The organism is Streptomyces sp. NPDC056734 (genome assembly GCF_042790455.1).
Classification (GTDB): domain Bacteria; phylum Actinomycetota; class Actinomycetes; order Streptomycetales; family Streptomycetaceae; genus Streptomyces.
Genome location: NZ_JBHTZD010000004.1, coordinates 424,757 through 439,877, shown reverse-complemented (window position 1 = coordinate 439,877; position 15,121 = coordinate 424,757). Strand labels below are relative to the sequence as shown.

The following is a 15,121-nucleotide window of genomic DNA, read 5'->3' as shown; positions in this document are numbered from 1 at the left end:
GGCCCCCGCTGTTCGTTGGCGGGGGCCCGCTGTTGGTTTGCGAGGGCCCGCTGTTGGTTTGCGGGAGCCCGCTGTTCGTGGGCACGCTCCCGCCCTTCGTCCGCGGGTTCGCTCTCCTCGCCCGCGCGCTCCCGCCGTACGACGGCCTGCTCTCAGGGGTCATCCGGGCACTGCCGCTGCTCGTCCACGTAGTCCCGCTGCTCGTCCGCGTACGACCGCCGCGCGTCCGCGTGCGACCGCTGCTCGTCGACTTGCTACCGCTGCTCGTCCGCGAACACGCGCTACTCGTCCGCGAACACGCGCTGTTCGTCCGCGAACGCACGCTGTTCGTCCGCGAACGCACGCTGTTCTTTCGCGTGCTCCCGCGCGGTCGAGCGGAATCGTTCGCGGTACGTGCCCGGAGTGATCCCCAGCAGCCGCCGGAACGCCCGCCGCATGGTCTCCACCGAGCCGAAGCCGCCGGACCGCGCCACCGCGTCGAGCGGGTCGTCGCCGCTCTCCAGCAGCGCCTGCGCCGCCTCCAGCCGGACCCGCTCCACGAACTCCGCGGCCGTCCCCCCGGTCTCGGCCCGGAACAGCCGGGACAGATGCCGCTCGCTGACCCCGGCCGTACGGGCCATCAACGCGAGGGTGTGCTCGGCGCGCGGGTCGGCGGTGACCGCGTCCAGGACCCGGCGCAGCACCGAGTCCGGCGGATACTTCGCGCTCTGCCGCACCGAGAACTGCGACTGCCCGCCGGGCCGGGCCATGAACACCACCAGTTGCCGGGCCGCCGCCCGCGCCACGTCCGCGCCGAGGTCGCCCTCGACCAGCGACAGCGTGAGATCGATCCCGGCGGTGATCCCGGCCGAGGTGATGAACCGCCCGTCCCGCACGAAGATGGCGTCACTGTCGACCTCGACGTCCTGGTAGCGGGCGGCGAGATCGGCGGCGAGCCGCCAGTGGGTGGCCGCCCGGCGCCCGTCGAGCAGCCCGGCGGCGGCCAGCGGGAAGGCGCCCGCACAGATCCCGGCGACCGTACGGGCCCCGCCCGCCAGCTGTCGTACCCCCGCTATCAGCGGGGTGTCGGCGACCGCCGCCCACCAGTCGGGGCGGCCGGGCACCATCAGCGTGTCGACGGCGAAGTCGACGTCCTTCAGCGCCAGGTCGGGCACCAGCCGTATCCCCGCCGTCCCGGTCACCGGCTCGCCGGTGACGGAGGCGGTGGTGATCCGGTACGCCCCGCCGTGCTCGTTGGCCGCGGCGTACACCTCCAGCGGGCCCGTGACATCGAGGATCTGCACGCCCTCGAAGACGACCATCAGGACCTGGTGGGGCGGTGCCGTGTGCATGCCCCGATCCTCGCGGGAGGGGTGCGGTCGGGGCAAGCCGAAGGGTCGCCGACGCGATTACGCGGATCGAATGGAGGGCTGTCCCGCCGCCGCGGGGCAGCCCTCCACCGCGAAACGATCAACTCCGTTCGATCACTTCCGCCCGCTCACAGCGGCCCGCGGGCTCCGCCCGCTCACCGCCACTCCACCTTGAACACCCACACATGCTCACCCGCCCGCCGGGCCGCCTCCGGCACGTCGATCACCAGCGATCCGGCGCGGACGGTCCAGTTCAGCGGGCGCGGATGGCCGAGCATGGTCACTCGGTCACCGTTCCTGATCGGCACCGGTGCCCCCACCGTGAGCTTGGCGCCGGGGCGGGCGAGCGAGTGGATGTAGAACGCCTCGTTCTGCCGGACCGTGAACCGCAGGTCGTCGCCGAGCTGCGCCATCCGCGCCCAGTACGTGGTCCCGTAGATCGCCTCGCCGTTGGCCTTCAGCCAGTTTCCGGTCTCGCGCAGCCGGCGTTCCATGATCTCCGGGATGGTGCCGTCCGCGCGGGGCCCGATGTCGAGCAGGAAGTTGCCGTTCTTGGAGACGATGTCGACCAGGCTGTGCACGACCTCCTCGGTGGTCATGTACATCGCGTCGGGCGTGGCCTGGTTGTAGCCGTAGCTGCGCGGATCGAGTCCGCGGCTGGCCTCCCATTTGGCGACGACCGTGTTGTCGTAGGTCGTGTACTCGGGTGTGGTGTAGTCGTGGAAGCCGATCCCTGATCGATCGTTCACGGTCACTTCGATCGGTTTGGGGCGGTTCTTGGCGTGGTTGAAGTACTCGGCGAGCACGTTCACGCTGTCGTTCGCGCCGCCGATGTCGCACCACAGCACCTCGGTGTCGTAGCCGTGGATCAGCTCCAGCATCTGCGGGGCCTGGTAGTCCTTCACATAGTCCTTGCCCGCGGTGTAGCCGAGGTACGGCTCGGGCGCGTGCGTGTACGGGTTGCGCGGGGCGTGGCCCATCCACGGGTTGTCGGGGTTGAACCACTCGGGCATCGAGAAGTACAGCCCGCGGTGGAGTTCGGGGGTGTACCGCTTGGACGCGTCGAACAGTTCCTTGATCAGGTCGCGGCGCGGGCCCATCTTCACCGAGCTGCGTTCGGAGACCTTGGTGTCCCACAGGGCGAAGCCCTCGTGGTGCTTGGAGGTCAGCACGTGGTACTGGGCGCCCGCGTCCCGGAACAGTTCGACCCAGGCGCGCGGGTCGAAGCGCTCCGCGCGGAACATCGGGATGAAGTCGTCGTAGGTGAAGTCCTCGCCGTAGGTCTGCCGGTGGTAGGCGTGCACGGCGTTGTCGGGGCGCTGGAGCCACTCCCAGTACCACTCGGCGTACTGCTCGCCGGGCGGTGACCAGGCGGGCACCGAGTAGACGCCCCAGTGGATGAAGATCCCGAACTTGGTGTCCTGGAACCAGTAGGGCGCCTGGTGCCCGGCGAGCGATGTCTCGGTCGGCTGGTAGTCGGGGACGCCGAGGGTCAGGGCCGTGCTGCGCCGGTCGGCCGTGGCGCCCCGGCCGGTGACGCTGACGGTGCCGTCCTGCCGGGTGCCGGGCGCGGTTCCGGCGCGGTTGCGGATGCCGACGCGCACGCGTGCCTGTTCGCCGGGGTCGAGCCGGCTGATTCCGACGGGGCCGACCGTCCGGGCGCCGGGGACCGATACGTTCACGGTCACGTCGTCCGCGGCCAGCACGGCCGTGGTGCCCGCGTTGACCACGGTGGCCTCGACGCTCTGCGCGCCTGATCGTTCGATCAGCGAATTGGTCGTATGTGCGTCGCGGATCGCCAGTGCGCGTCCCTCGGCCGGGGGTTGCAGGGACAGCGCGAAGACGTGCAGGGACGTCCTGCCCTCCTGGGCGGGGCTGGTGGTCGGCAGGGTGAGCGCCACCGCCTCGCGGGAGCTGTCGGTCCAGACCTCGGCGATGCCGATGCCCACGCTGTGCTGGTCCTTGCCGCCGTCGGGCTGATAGCGGTAGGGCGCCGACACCGGGCCCCCGCCGGCCTGGTACCAGTCGGTGCCGCCGAGCCCGGCGGTGCTGGTCGAGCCGTCGGCGTAGTGGACGGTGAGGGTGCCGGAGGCGTTGCCGTAGCTGCCGGCGGTCAGGAACAGGGCGGACAGATAGCGGCCCTTGGGGAGTTCGATGCGCTGGCCGAGCGCGACAACGTTGTTCTTGGCCCCGGCATCGGACGACGGGAACAGGAACGGGATCCCGTCGGCCTCGATCGGGCCCGAGGGCAGTTCCTCGCCGGGGAAGGTGTAGCCGGACCCGTCGAAGTCACCGCCGCGCGCGGCGGCCGTGTCGATGCCGTCGTTGTCGAAGTAGGCGTCCAGGGGGACCGGCACCGGCTCCGGGACGGGCACCCACGCTGCCTGCCCTGGGTCGGCACCCTCCCCCGGCGGGGCCTCCCCCTGTGCGGCGTGCGCCCCGCCCGCCCCGGCGAGCGGAAGCGCGGCGGCAGCGGCGGTGCCCGCCGCCGCACCCAGCACCGTGCGTCTTGGATACATGGCCATAGCGGCTCCAAGCGGCTCGATTCATCGGATGTCTGAAGAGTGGGTGGAGTTCATGAGCCTGTCAACGGGGTGCGCAAGGACGTAAGTTGAGCAAGTGGTCGGATGTCAGCCAAGCCGCCGAACCGTATACGAACCCCAGGCGCGAGGCCGCCGCGCCGCTCGCCCGTGCCGGGCATCGGGTGCCGCGCCCGTGACGACGGACGGCGCCCCCAGGAATGACCTGGGGGCGCCGTGTCGAGGTGGGTCTTCCGGGACCGGCACGGGCGTGACATCCGCACGCCCATGCGGTCGGCGATCGCGATGTGTCCGGCGGTGGTCCGCGCGGACGCTGCCCGCGTCAGTCCACGCTGGGCAGGATGTGCGGCTCGGCGAGGTCGTCCTCGTACCCCGCGAGACGGATGGGGGCGGACCTGGCCCACACGTCGAGGCTGCCGATGTCGCCGGGCTTGCGGCCCGGTCGCTGCGGCTGTTCCTCGGGGGGCTGATCGCGATCGGTCTTCTCCGGTGTCACCGCGCACTCCTTATGTGTCGGGTCACCCTCGGGGCGTCGCCGGTCACACTGCGCTCCGGCACCCGACGCCCGCTCGGGTCTGGCTTGAACGGTCGGACGCGGTGGCGCCGGCATCTGGGTGAGAGCAGGCCGTGATGAACCGGCGTGTCAGGGGGCGGACCATGGGTGTGGGTGGGACCCCTTGGTGCTGTCCGTCGCCCCCAGATTAACCAAATGAGCGGGCCCCCGCTCGATGGGGCTGAAAACAACGGGTAACTATCGGACATCGCCGCGTGGCCGAACAATCCATTTCTACACCTGTTTGTTACATAATGCGTCATTTTGGAGTCACCCGATCGGCGCAACGTGACGAACGGGGATGCGAGCTGGTCGCGCAGTTCAAGCACCGTTGGCTGAGCCGAAAGGTCGCCATGATCTGCTGCGTGGCGGTACCGCTGTCTCGCGGGAGGACCGACGCATGGAGCTGCGCAGCGTCGAGAAGCTGATGGACCTGCTGTACGCGTGCCGGGGCGCGTGGGACTCACCCGACGGCACGGGCGACCCGGTGGACCTGCACGATCACGCCCTCCAGACCGCCGCCCTGCTGCGCCGCGGCCGCCCCGCCGACAAGGAACTCCAGGTGGCCGGGCTGGTGCACGACATCGGGCAGCTGCTGCGCCCCGGCGACGACGCCGGACACGCCGACCGTGCGGCGGACGCGGTGCGGTCCCTGCTCGGCGAACGGGTCTCCCGGCTCGTACGGCTCCATGTCCCCGCCGAGCGGTATCTCGCCGCCGTGTCGCCGGACCGGGGGCTGTCGCCGCGGAGCGCGCTGACCCTGTGGGCGCAGGGCGGCCCGATGAGCCCGGCCGAGGCCGCCGCCTTCGCCCGGGACCCGCTCGCCGAGGACGCCATCGCCCTGCGCCAGGCCGACGAGGCGGGCCGGGTCGTGGGGCTCGACGCGGGGGTGCTGGAGGACTGGCGGACGGTGCTGGAACTGGTCGCGGCCCGGCATGCGCGCCTGGGGGCGGTGGACTGACCCCGGGATCGGCCCCGTAAGGCCCGGGGCATCGCCCGGTCCTGCCCGCCGATCCCGGGCCGGAGACCCATCGATCCCGGGACGGAGACCCACCGACCCCTGGCCGGAAACCGCCCGTCACCCCGCCCCGCCCGGGTCGCGGACCGCCCGTCACCCTGCCCCGCCCCGTGAATGGCAGCCCCCACCCCCCGATGCGATCGTGGAGGGAACGTTCGCCGGCCGGCACAACCCCGGCGCTTTGGCCGGGGCGCTCCGGTGGACGGTCGTGGAAGGTGGACCCATTCATGAGCGACACCACACCGCCGCCGACCTCCCCTCCTCCCCCGGTCCCCCCGTCCGGGGCGGGGTCCGGGGCCGGACACCAGGCGCCTCCGCCTCCTCCGCCATCCCCGCCCCCGGCCGCGCACCCCAAGGGGGCCGATCACCGGGACCTCTCCCGGGTCGTGCTGTTCTACGCGCTCGCGCTGGCCGCCCTGCTCGCCGGCGTGGGCGCGCTGCTGACGGGCATCGCGTGGCTGGAAATGGCGGACACGGCGGACAACAGCCGCTCCTTCTGGTGACCGCGCACCCGGCGACCGCGCACCTGGCACGCGTACCCCCGGTGACCGCCCACCCGGCCCCCGTGGGCGTCGTTCACCAGTTCCCGGGCGCGTAGTCCTTCAGGAAGACGCCGTACAGGTCGTCGCCCGCCTCGCCGCGCACGATCGGGTCGTAGACGCGGGCCGCGCCGTCGATCAGGTCGAGCGGGGCGTGGAAGCCCTCGTCGGCGAGCCGCAGCTTGTCGTAGTGCGGGCGTTCGTCGGTGATCCAGCCGGTGTCGACCGAGGTCATCAGGATGCCGTCGGTCTCGAACAGCTCGGCGGCGCTGGTGCGCGTCACCATGTTCATCGCGGCCTTGGCGGCGTTGGTGTTCGGGTGCCCCGCGCCCTTGTAGCCACGGCTGAACACGCCCTCCATCGCGGAGACGTTGACGACGTACGCGTGCTTGCTGTCCGCCGCGCGGGCGGCGTCGGCCATCACCGGGCGGAGCTTGCTGATCAGGATGAACGGAGCCGTGTAGTTGCACAGCTGGGTCTCCAGGAGTTCGACCGGGGAGATCTGGTCGATGCTCTGCACCCAGGTGTTGGAGTCGACGACATCGGGCACCAGGCCGCCGGCGTCGATGGCGGTGCCCGCGCGGTGCCGCTCCACGCTGGCGTTGCCCGCGACGAGCGCGAGATCGGCGACCTGCTGCGCGTCGAGCCCCGAGATCCCGGCGGGCAGCGCGGCCAGTCCGTCGACGGCGCCGGAGCCGAAGGCGCCGATGACCTGGTGGGCGGGGAGTTCACCGGCGGGCAGCGGGGCGCTCTCGCCGTCGACCAGGGCGGCGTACGCGGAGGGCAGCCGTCGTACGGTCTGGGTGGCGTTGTTGATCAGGATGTCCAGCGGGCCCTGCTCGGTGATCCGGTCGGCGAGGGCGACGGCCTGGGCGGGGTCGCGCAGATCGATGCCGACGACCTCCAGGCGCTGGAGCCAGTCGGCGGAGTCGTCCATGGCCTTGAAGCGGCGGATGGCGTCCTTGGGGAAGCGCGTGGTGATCGTGGTGTGGGCGCCGTCGCGCAGCAGCCGCAGCGCGATGTACATGCCGATCTTGGCCCGGCCGCCGGTGAGCAGCGCGCGCTTGCCGGTGAGGTCGGTGCGGGCCTCGCGCTTGGCGCGGTTCTGGGCGGCGCAGCTCTCGCAGAGCTGGTGGTAGAAGTAGTCGACCTCGACGTAGCGGGTCTTGCAGACGTAGCAGGAGCGGGGGCGCTGGAGTATCCCGGCGATCCGGCCCTGCTCGGTGCGGGAGGAGGGCAGCAGGCCCTCGGTCTCGTCGTCGATGCGCTCGGCGGAGCCGGTCGCGGTGGCCTCGGTGACCGCCTTGTCGTTGGCGGTCTTGGCGGCCCGGCGCTCCTGGCGGCGGCGCTGCTTGACCGTGCGGTAGATGCCGGCGGTGGCGCGGCGCACGGCGATGGCGTCGGGGTGGTCGACCTCCAGCCCGTCGAGGTCGGCCAGCACGCCCAGGCAGACGGCGAGCCGCTCGGGGTCGATGCCGGGGCCGTACGCCACCTCGTCCGTGCTCGTCGGGCCGTCCTGTGTCACCGTCATCGCCGCTGCCGTTTCCCTGCTGCCCGCGCGGCGCTCCGTGCGCGTCCGCTGTCCGAACGGCGAATTTTACGGAGCGGCGGGCGCCGGGCCAAACCGTCAGCGGGCGGTGACGCCGGACTCGCAGGCGGTGATGAGCGCGGCCACCTCGTCGGACACCGCGCGGGCCAGCCGGTCCAGGTCCGGTACGGCCTTCGCGTCGGCGACCAGGCCGAAGTGGACGTGCCCCCGGTAGGTCGACATGGCGACGGCGAGGGACTGGCCGCGGGCGAGCGGGGCGTAGGGGTGGACGGCGGTGAGCGGGTTGCCGCCGAGCCGCAGGCACAGGCTGGGCAGCGGGACGCTGGTGACGAGGATGTCGAACCAGAGCCGGGCGGCCTGGGCGGCCAGCGGTCCGCCGAGCCGGTGGCCGAGCGCGGGGACATGGTCGGCGAGGAGCGCGACCGCGCCCGCGCCGCGGCCGGGTCCGGCGTCCTTGTTGCGGTCCATGGCGGTGCGTACGGCGGCGAGGCGGCCGAGCGGGTCGGGGTCGTCGACCGGGAGCCGCATCAGGTACCCGGAGAGCCGGTTGCCCTGGGGGTGGGCGGTGCGCGGGCGGCGTTTGGAGACCGGGATCAGGGCGCGGGGCCGGACGCCCTCGCTGCCGTCGCCGCGGGCGTCGAGCCAGCGGCGCAGGGCGCCGGCGACGACGGCGATCAGGACGTCGTTGACGGTGCCGCCGACGGTCTTGCGAACCCGGTGCACCTCGTCGAGGTCGATGACCACTCCGGCGGTGCGCCGGGTGCCGCTGGGCTCGGCGGTGAGGGCGGGCGCGGGGCGGGCGGTGAGGGTGGAGAAGGCGACGGACGCGCCGATGTCGACGGCCCGGCCGACGTCGGAGAGGGCGTCGCGGACCCGTCCGGGCAGCTTGCGGACGGTGGGCAGCAGTCCGCTCGGGGGTTCGGCGCGGCGCGGGCGCGGGGCGGGCAGGTCCAGGGGGTCGAGGATCGCGGCGGCCAGGGTCAGGGCGCGCAGTCCGTCGGCGAGGGCGTGGTGGAACTTGAACAGCACGGCGAAGCCGAGGCCGTCCTCGCCGGGCAGTACATGGGCCTCCCAGGGCGGGCGTCCGCGGCGCAGCGGGCGCTGCATGAGGCGGCCCGCCTCGGCCTGGAAGTCGCTGGTGGGGGCGTGCAGCCGGACATGGTCCATCGGGTCGAAGCCGGGGTCGGGTTCGCGGGTGGCGCCGCCGACGGCAAGGGGATGGCGCAGGCCGGGCGGCTGCCAGACGTCCCGGATCCGCATGCGCAGTCCGGGGACGCCGGCGGCACGGGCGGCGAGCAGGTCGGCGGCGTGGGCTCCGGCGGTGGGTGAGTGCGCGGCGAACACGCCGAGGGCGCCCAGGTGCATCGGGTGCCGGTCGGTCTCGATGTTCCAGAACGCCAGGTCGAGGGGTGCGAGCAGGTCAGGGGTCACGGCTTGCCTCGCGTCGACGACGGGTGGGACAGCAGTGAATAACGTTCGGCCGATTACGGTCAAGTACGATCAGGCTACGCTCAGTTAACAACGGATTAAGTCGGAGAAACTCCCGCCTCTCTGATCACGCAGGTCACAGCGGTCACGTAACCCGTTCGGCCGTGCGGCCCCGGCACGGCCTCCGGACCCGCGCACGGGCCGGAGCGGGGGCGCGGTCAGGGTGAATTTCGGCGGATTTCGGCCACCGCGCCCACCGCCGGACCGGCATCCCGGCGGTCACCCGCCCGGCGCTAGGACACCTGCTGTCCCTTGCCCAGCGCGATCACGCCGCCCTTGGACACGGTGTACAACTCGGCGTCCCGGTGCGGATTCACGCCGATCGTGGCGCCCGGCGGGACCTGCACGTTCTTGTCCAGCACCGCCCCGCGCACCACCGCGCCCCGCCCGATGTGCACGTTGTCGTGCAGCACCGAGCCCTGCACCACCGCGCCCGGATCGACAACCACCCCGGGCGACAGGACCGACCGGGTGACCTGCCCCCGGATCAGGCAGCCCGCGCTGATGATCGACTCACTGGCCATGCCGCCCGCGTTGAACCGGGCCGGGGAGAGCTGATTGGAGTGGGTGTAGACCGGCCAGTGCCGGTTGTAGAGGTTGAACGCGGGGCGCTCGGCGATCAGGTCCATGTGGGCGTCGTAGTACGCGTCCAGCGTGCCCACGTCCCGCCAGTAGCCCTGGTCGCGGGTGGTCTCGCCGGGGACGTGGTTCTCGCTGAAGTCGTAGAGCTGCGCCTCGCCGCGGTCGGTGAGCTGCGGCAGGATCGAGCCGCCCATGTCATGGACCGAGCGCGGGTCCTCGGCGTCGCGCTGGAGCGCCTCGATGAGCGCCTTCGTGGTGAACACGTAGTTGCCCATGGAGGCGAACACACTGCCGGGGTCGCCGGCCAGACCGGGCGGGTCGGCGGGCTTCTCCAGGAAGCGGTCCACGGTCCGGCCGTCCGAGCCGGGGGTGATCACCCCGAACGACGAGGACTCCGCGCGCGGCACCCGGATCCCGGCCACGGTGACGCCCGCGCCGCCGTCGATGTGCTGGTTGATCATCTGGCGCGGGTCCATGCGGTACACATGGTCGGCGCCGAACACCGCCACGTACTCGGGCTGCTCGTCGTGGATCAGGTTCAGCGACTGGAGGATGGCGTCCGCGCTGCCCAGGTACCAGCGCGGGCCGAGCCGCTGCTGGGCGGGGACGGGCGTGATGTAGTTGCCGAGCAGGCTGGACATCCGCCAGGTGGTGGTGATGTGCCGGTCCAGCGAGTGCGACTTGTACTGCGTGAGCACGCAGATGCGCAGGATGTCGCCGTTGACGAGGTTCGACAGCACGAAGTCGACGAGCCGGTAGGTGCCGCCGAAGGTGACCGCGGGTTTCGCGCGGTCCGCGGTCAGCGGCATCAGGCGCTTGCCCTCGCCACCCGCCAGTACGATCCCGAGTACGGAAGGCCCTCCACGACGCATGGCCGCTCCCCTCACACCTGGTCCCGGCCGGCCCCGCCCGCTCCCGCCTGGTTGTCACCCATCCATGCCCCCGCGCCGGGCGTACTACGCCTGTTCGAGGACGTCCCCGTAGAGCAGGGCGGTCCGCCGGGCTATCGCGTCCCAGCCGAACTCCCCGACCGCCCGGACGCGTCCCTCAGCGCCCATCCGGCGACCGGCCGCCGGGTCGGCGAGCACCGTGTCCAGCGCGGTCGCCAGGCTCTTCTCGAAGTCGTCGTCCACGTCGACCAGCAGGCCGCTCTCGCCGTGCGTGACGACCTCCGGGATACCGCCGACCCGCGACGCCACCACCGGTGTGCCGCAGGCCATCGCCTCCAGATTGACGATACCCAGCGGTTCGTACACGGAAGGGCAGACGAAGACGGCCGCATGGGTGAGGAGCTGGATCACCTCGCCGCGCGGCAGCATCTGCGGGATCCAGTGCAGCCCCGCGCGCGCGTGACTCAGCTCCTGGAACAGCTCACGGAACTCCCGGTCGATCTCGGGCGTGTCGGGGGCGCCCGCGCACAGCACGACCTGCGCCGCCGGATCGATGCCGCGCACCGCGCGCAGGAGGTGGTCCACGCCCTTCTGCCGGGTGATCCGGCCGACGAAGAGCACGTACGGCCGCTCCAGGTCCAGGCCGATCCGCGCCAGGACGTCGGTGGCGGGGTCGGGCCGGTACAGCGCGGTGTCGATGCCGTTGTGCACGACATGGACCCTGCTCCGCTCAAGCGCCGGGTAGCAGCCGAGGATGTCCTCGCGCATGGCGCCGGACACGGCGATCACCGCGTCGGCGGACTCGATCGCGGTGCGCTCGGCCCAGCTCGACAGCGCGTATCCGCCGCCGAGCTGCTCGGCCTTCCAGGGGCGCAGCGGCTCCAGCGAGTGCGCGGTCATGATGTGCGGCACGCCATGGAGGAGCTTGGCGAAGTGGCCCGCGAGATTGGCGTACCAGGTGTGCGAGTGGACCAGTTCGCGGTCCTCCAGACCGGCGGCCATCGCCAGGTCCACGGAGAAGGTGCGCAGGGCGTCATTGGCGCCGTCGAGCAAGGGCCAGGGCCGGTGCCGTACGACGCCGTCGGCGCGGCCCTCGCCCCAGGAGTGCACGTCCAGGTCGACCAGGGCGCTCAACTCGCGGGCGAGGAACTCGACATGGACGCCCGCCCCGCCGTACACGTCCGGCGGGTACTCCCGGGTCAGCAGTCCCACACGCACCCGGAACCCCCTGTTCGCCGCGGCCGGTTCGAACATGGTCACCCAGAAGCGGAATCCGGGGAAGGGCGCCGTGGTCCCTTGAGACAACAGTCACCGCACAGGCCCCCGTTGGGCACCCGGTGGTACAGGCAGCAGCTGCGGCGCCGGAAGGCGGTCCCGGTGAGGGTGCCGGTGCCGGCGAGCAGGGGGTGGGCGAGCAGTTCCCGGGTCAGTTCCCGGGCTCGCGCGGCGGCGTCGGTACGGCCATTGCGGCGGGCCCAGTGGTCCAGCTCGCGTCCGGCTCCCGCCAGTGCGGAGGCGGCGTTGCCCCGCAGCAGCCCGTCGGGGAGGCGGACCTGGGTGCGCAGGGCGGCGGCGAGGGGTTCGAGGTGGCCGTGCAGCACCATGGCGGCGATGGTCCCGGGGTCGGCCGGGCGCGGGCGCAGCTCGGTCAGCCAGAGGTCGTCGGGGGCGCTCGCGTCGGGGTCCCAGCGCAGCAGCCGCGGGTCCAGGTCGGGGAGGTGGCCGTACCGGACGGCGCAGCCCAGGGCCACCGACCACAGGCGGGCGGCGAGGCCCTGCTGGGCGATCGAGGCGGCGATCCGGGTCTCGGGCGCGCGCAGCGACCGCTCCACCTTCCGGACACGGGAAGTCAGCGAAATTCGGTAAACATCCGACGTTGGATTTTCGTATGCTTGTACGAGCGGCACGGAGGTGACGGGCGCCTGTTCCGGATCCACGGCCGTGCGCAGGACGAAGAAGCCGCCGAGCGGCCGGAGCGCGGCGAGAGCCGGGTCGAGGTCCACGAACAGCAGTAGTACCAGGGGTCTCGGGGACCCGTTCTCAGGGTGTCCCCCCTGAGGTGCCCGCCTGTGGGATGACGGAGCGCGCGGAGTACTCCATCGGCAGTAGGAGCCATTGAGTGCTCAGGTACGACGACGGGAAGCGATCGAGAGGGCATCGTTGTTGGCTATGAAAGCCGATCGTTCGCCGCGCCGGGCACCACGCCCCCGCCTGACGCAGAGGAGCCGCACATGAGTGCCCTCGCGTTCTCCGTGCTGCTGTCGCTGGTTTCCGCCATCGCGTACGCGGGCGGGGCGATCGTGCAGGAGCGGGTCGCGGAGGCCGCGTCCGCCTCGGCCGGTGAGCAGTTCGCCCCGCTGCGCCGCCCGGCGTGGTGGGCCGCGGTGGCGCTCAACGGCATCGGTGGTCTGCTGCACGTGGTCGCGCTGGCCTTCGGGCCGCTGAGCGTGGTCCAGCCGCTGGGCGCGCTCACCATCGTCTTCGCGCTGCCCATGGCGGCCATGTTCGTCGGCCGCAGGGCCGGGGCCACGGCCTGGCGGGGCGCCGTCATGGCGACCCTGGGCCTGGCGGGCCTGCTGTCCCTGGTCGGCAGCACGGGCTCGCGGTCGCTGAGCGACGGCCAGCAGGTGGCGGCGTTCGCGGCGACCGCCCTGGTGGTGGTGACGCTCATGGCGGGCGCCCGCGCGGCGTCCCGGCACCCGGTGGCCCGCAGCGTGCTGCTGGCGCTGGGCTCCGGCATAGCCTTCGGCATGTCGTCCGTGTTCACCAAGACCGTGGCGGTCGAGTGGACCGGCGGTCCGGCCTTCTCCGACCTGCCCTCGCTGCTCGCGATCGGTGTCCTGGCCATCGCCGGACTGCTGCTGTCCCAGGCGTCCTACCGGGGCGCCGGACTGGCCGCGCCGCTGGCCACCCTGACCGTCGTGAACCCGGTGGTCGCGGCGGCCGTCGGCATCACGATGTTCGGCGAGACCTTCCGCTACGGCACGACCGGCACCGCGCTCGCGCTGAGCTGCGGCGTGGTCGCGGCGGGCGGACTGATCCTGCTGACCGCCGAGCGCCTCCCGGGCGCCTCCCACCGGCCTCCCGGCGAGCTGGAGGCGTCCACGCCCGAAGGGCCGGAGACCGGCGTCCAGCGGGCCGCCCAGCGCGCCGGACAGGCCCTGGACGCGTTCGTGCCGGGCCCGGCACGGGAGGGCGACAACAGGACCGACGGAGTCGGCGGGGCGGTACGCGCGAGCCGCACGGCCAGGTCCCCGCGCAGGGCGGCCACCCCGGCCGTGCCCGACACCCCGGCGGGGCTGATGAACCGCCCCTACCCGGTGTACGGCGGGCCGTTCGTCCCGCTGCCCCTGCTGGACCGGCACCGCACAAGGGTCAGATCCTGAGCCCGTCGGCGCCGCGAGGCAGGGTGCGCGGGACCCCGCGGCGCGTGTCCGTCAGACCTTGACGCCGCCCGCCCGCAGATAGGCCAGGGGGTCGATGTCCGTGCCGAAGCCGGGCCCGGTCCGCACCTCGAAGTGCAGATGCGGGCCCGTGCTGTTGCCGGTGTTCCCGGACCGCCCGAGGCTCTGCCCGGCGGTCACCGACTGCCCGTCCTTCACGTTGATCGCCGACAGGTGGGCGTACTGGCTGTAGCGGCCGTCCGAGTGCTGGACGATCACCTCGTAGCCGAAGGAGCCGCTCCAGCCCGCGCTGACGACCGTGCCCGCGCCGACCGACTTCACCGAGGTGCCGGTGGGCACGGGGAAGTCGACGCCGGTGTGGTAGCCCTTCGACCAGGACGAGCCGGTGGCCCGGTAGCTGGTGCCGGTGGCGGCGGCGACGGGGGCCACCCGGGACGCCTTCGCGGTGCTCTCGGACGTGCTCTTCGAGGACGTCTCGGGCTCGGCGGTGTCCTTCTCGGCGGGCGCGGGTGCGGGCGTCGGCGCCGGGGCGGTGGCGGCCGTCTGGCCGTCCAGGCTGAGGCGCTGGCCCGGCAGTATCAGGTTCGGGTCGGTGCCGATCGTGCTGCGGTTGGCCGAGTACAGGCCCTGCCAGCCGCCGCTGACCTTGCTCTCGCCGGCGATCCCGGACAGCGTGTCGCCGCGCACCACCGTGTACATCTCGGCCGTGCCCGCGCGGGACTGCGGGGTGGTCTGCGGCTGGACGTCGGGCACCGCGGCCGGCTTGGCCTGGGGCTGCGCCGCGGCGGCCGTGCTCGTGCCGCCCAGGTCGAGGTCCGGCTCCACGCCGTCCCTGGTCAGCCCGGCGATCTGTGAGCACGTCGGCCAGGCGCCGGGGCCCTGTCCGTCGAGGACCTTCTCGGCGACGGCGATCTGCTCGTCCTTGGTCGCCAGGTCCGCGCGGGCCGCGTACTGGGTGCCGCCGTACGCCTCCCAGGTGGACTGGCTGAACTGGAGCCCGCCGTAGTAGCCGTTGTCGGTGTTGATGCTCCAGTTGCTGGTCGACTCGCAGGCGGCGACCTTGTCCCAGGTGGCCACGTCCGCGGAGTGTGCGACGCCGGCGCCGATGAACGGCAGGGCCATACCCGCGCCGCCCGCCGTGACGGTCAGTGAGGCGCGGTTGATCCTGTTCGGCTGGTACCGGCGGTGCCGGCCGCGTACGGCCATGAA

At 72.6% G+C, this 15,121-nt stretch carries 13 protein-coding genes; 4 read left to right on the top strand and 9 right to left on the bottom strand.

What is annotated here, in order from left to right; all coding sequences use genetic code 11:
* Positions 1-281: 281 nt before the first annotated feature.
* The 3 genes from ACFRFC_RS08335 to ACFRFC_RS08325 form a co-directional block, all read right to left on the bottom strand.
* A complete protein-coding gene (locus tag ACFRFC_RS08335) occupies positions 282-1,331 on the bottom strand; it encodes a GlxA family transcriptional regulator (protein WP_382687342.1) in 1,050 nt (349 codons plus the stop codon).
* A 173-nt stretch (positions 1,332-1,504) separates the two neighbouring features.
* The gene (locus ACFRFC_RS08330; RefSeq protein WP_382687339.1) at positions 1,505-3,874 is read right to left on the bottom strand and encodes an alpha-L-fucosidase; all 2,370 of its coding nucleotides are present in this window, start codon (positions 3,872-3,874) and stop codon (positions 1,505-1,507) included.
* Between the two features lie 337 nt (positions 3,875-4,211).
* Positions 4,212-4,385 (bottom strand): hypothetical protein, encoded by a 174-nt coding sequence (locus ACFRFC_RS08325; protein WP_382687337.1) that lies wholly within the window; start codon positions 4,383-4,385, stop codon positions 4,212-4,214.
* Positions 4,386-4,842: 457 nt separating this feature from the next.
* Here ACFRFC_RS08325 and ACFRFC_RS08320 point away from each other — a divergent pair, with 457 nt between their 5' ends.
* Together ACFRFC_RS08320 and ACFRFC_RS08315 are read left to right on the top strand one after the other, a co-directional pair.
* The gene (locus tag ACFRFC_RS08320; RefSeq protein ID WP_382687334.1) at positions 4,843-5,403 is read left to right on the top strand and encodes an HD domain-containing protein; all 561 of its coding nucleotides are present in this window, start codon (positions 4,843-4,845) and stop codon (positions 5,401-5,403) included.
* 284 nt (positions 5,404-5,687) lie between these two features.
* Positions 5,688-5,963 carry a hypothetical protein gene (locus ACFRFC_RS08315; protein WP_382687333.1) on the top strand — a complete coding sequence of 92 codons (276 nt, stop codon included), beginning with the start codon at positions 5,688-5,690 and terminating at the stop codon, positions 5,961-5,963.
* 73 nt (positions 5,964-6,036) lie between these two features.
* On the opposite strand, the gene ACFRFC_RS08310 is transcribed toward ACFRFC_RS08315, so the two are convergent.
* From ACFRFC_RS08310 to ACFRFC_RS08290, 5 genes are all read right to left on the bottom strand, one after another.
* Positions 6,037-7,530 (bottom strand): SDR family NAD(P)-dependent oxidoreductase, encoded by a 1,494-nt coding sequence (locus tag ACFRFC_RS08310; protein ID WP_382687330.1) that lies wholly within the window; start codon positions 7,528-7,530, stop codon positions 6,037-6,039.
* 96 nt (positions 7,531-7,626) lie between these two features.
* The gene (locus ACFRFC_RS08305) at positions 7,627-8,979 is read right to left on the bottom strand and encodes a wax ester/triacylglycerol synthase family O-acyltransferase (protein WP_382687327.1); all 1,353 of its coding nucleotides are present in this window, start codon (positions 8,977-8,979) and stop codon (positions 7,627-7,629) included.
* Positions 8,980-9,269: 290 nt separating this feature from the next.
* Positions 9,270-10,490 (bottom strand): glucose-1-phosphate adenylyltransferase, encoded by a 1,221-nt coding sequence (gene glgC / locus ACFRFC_RS08300; protein ID WP_382687325.1) that lies wholly within the window; start codon positions 10,488-10,490, stop codon positions 9,270-9,272.
* A gap of 84 nt (positions 10,491-10,574) precedes the next feature.
* Positions 10,575-11,726, bottom strand: a complete 1,152-nt coding sequence (gene glgA, locus ACFRFC_RS08295) for a glycogen synthase (RefSeq protein WP_382687322.1) — start codon at positions 11,724-11,726, stop codon at positions 10,575-10,577.
* Positions 11,727-11,764: 38 nt separating this feature from the next.
* The gene (locus tag ACFRFC_RS08290) at positions 11,765-12,457 is read right to left on the bottom strand and encodes a (2Fe-2S)-binding protein (protein ID WP_382687490.1); all 693 of its coding nucleotides are present in this window, start codon (positions 12,455-12,457) and stop codon (positions 11,765-11,767) included.
* On the opposite strand from ACFRFC_RS08290, the gene ACFRFC_RS08285 reads away from it, so the two are divergent.
* Both ACFRFC_RS08285 and ACFRFC_RS08280 read left to right on the top strand, forming a co-directional pair.
* Entirely contained in the window at positions 12,401-12,523 is a 123-nt protein-coding gene (locus ACFRFC_RS08285) for a hypothetical protein (protein ID WP_382687503.1), read from the top strand. The two genes, ACFRFC_RS08290 and ACFRFC_RS08285, sit on opposite strands and share 57 nt — an antisense overlap.
* A 216-nt stretch (positions 12,524-12,739) precedes the next feature.
* Complete coding sequence (locus ACFRFC_RS08280; RefSeq protein WP_382687319.1) at positions 12,740-13,894, top strand: DMT family transporter; 1,155 nt, start codon at positions 12,740-12,742, stop codon at positions 13,892-13,894.
* A 51-nt stretch (positions 13,895-13,945) separates the two neighbouring features.
* On the opposite strand, the gene ACFRFC_RS08275 is transcribed toward ACFRFC_RS08280, so the two are convergent.
* A complete protein-coding gene (locus ACFRFC_RS08275) occupies positions 13,946-15,118 on the bottom strand; it encodes a transglycosylase family protein (protein ID WP_382687317.1) in 1,173 nt (390 codons plus the stop codon).
* Between the last annotated feature and the right edge of the window lie 3 nt (positions 15,119-15,121).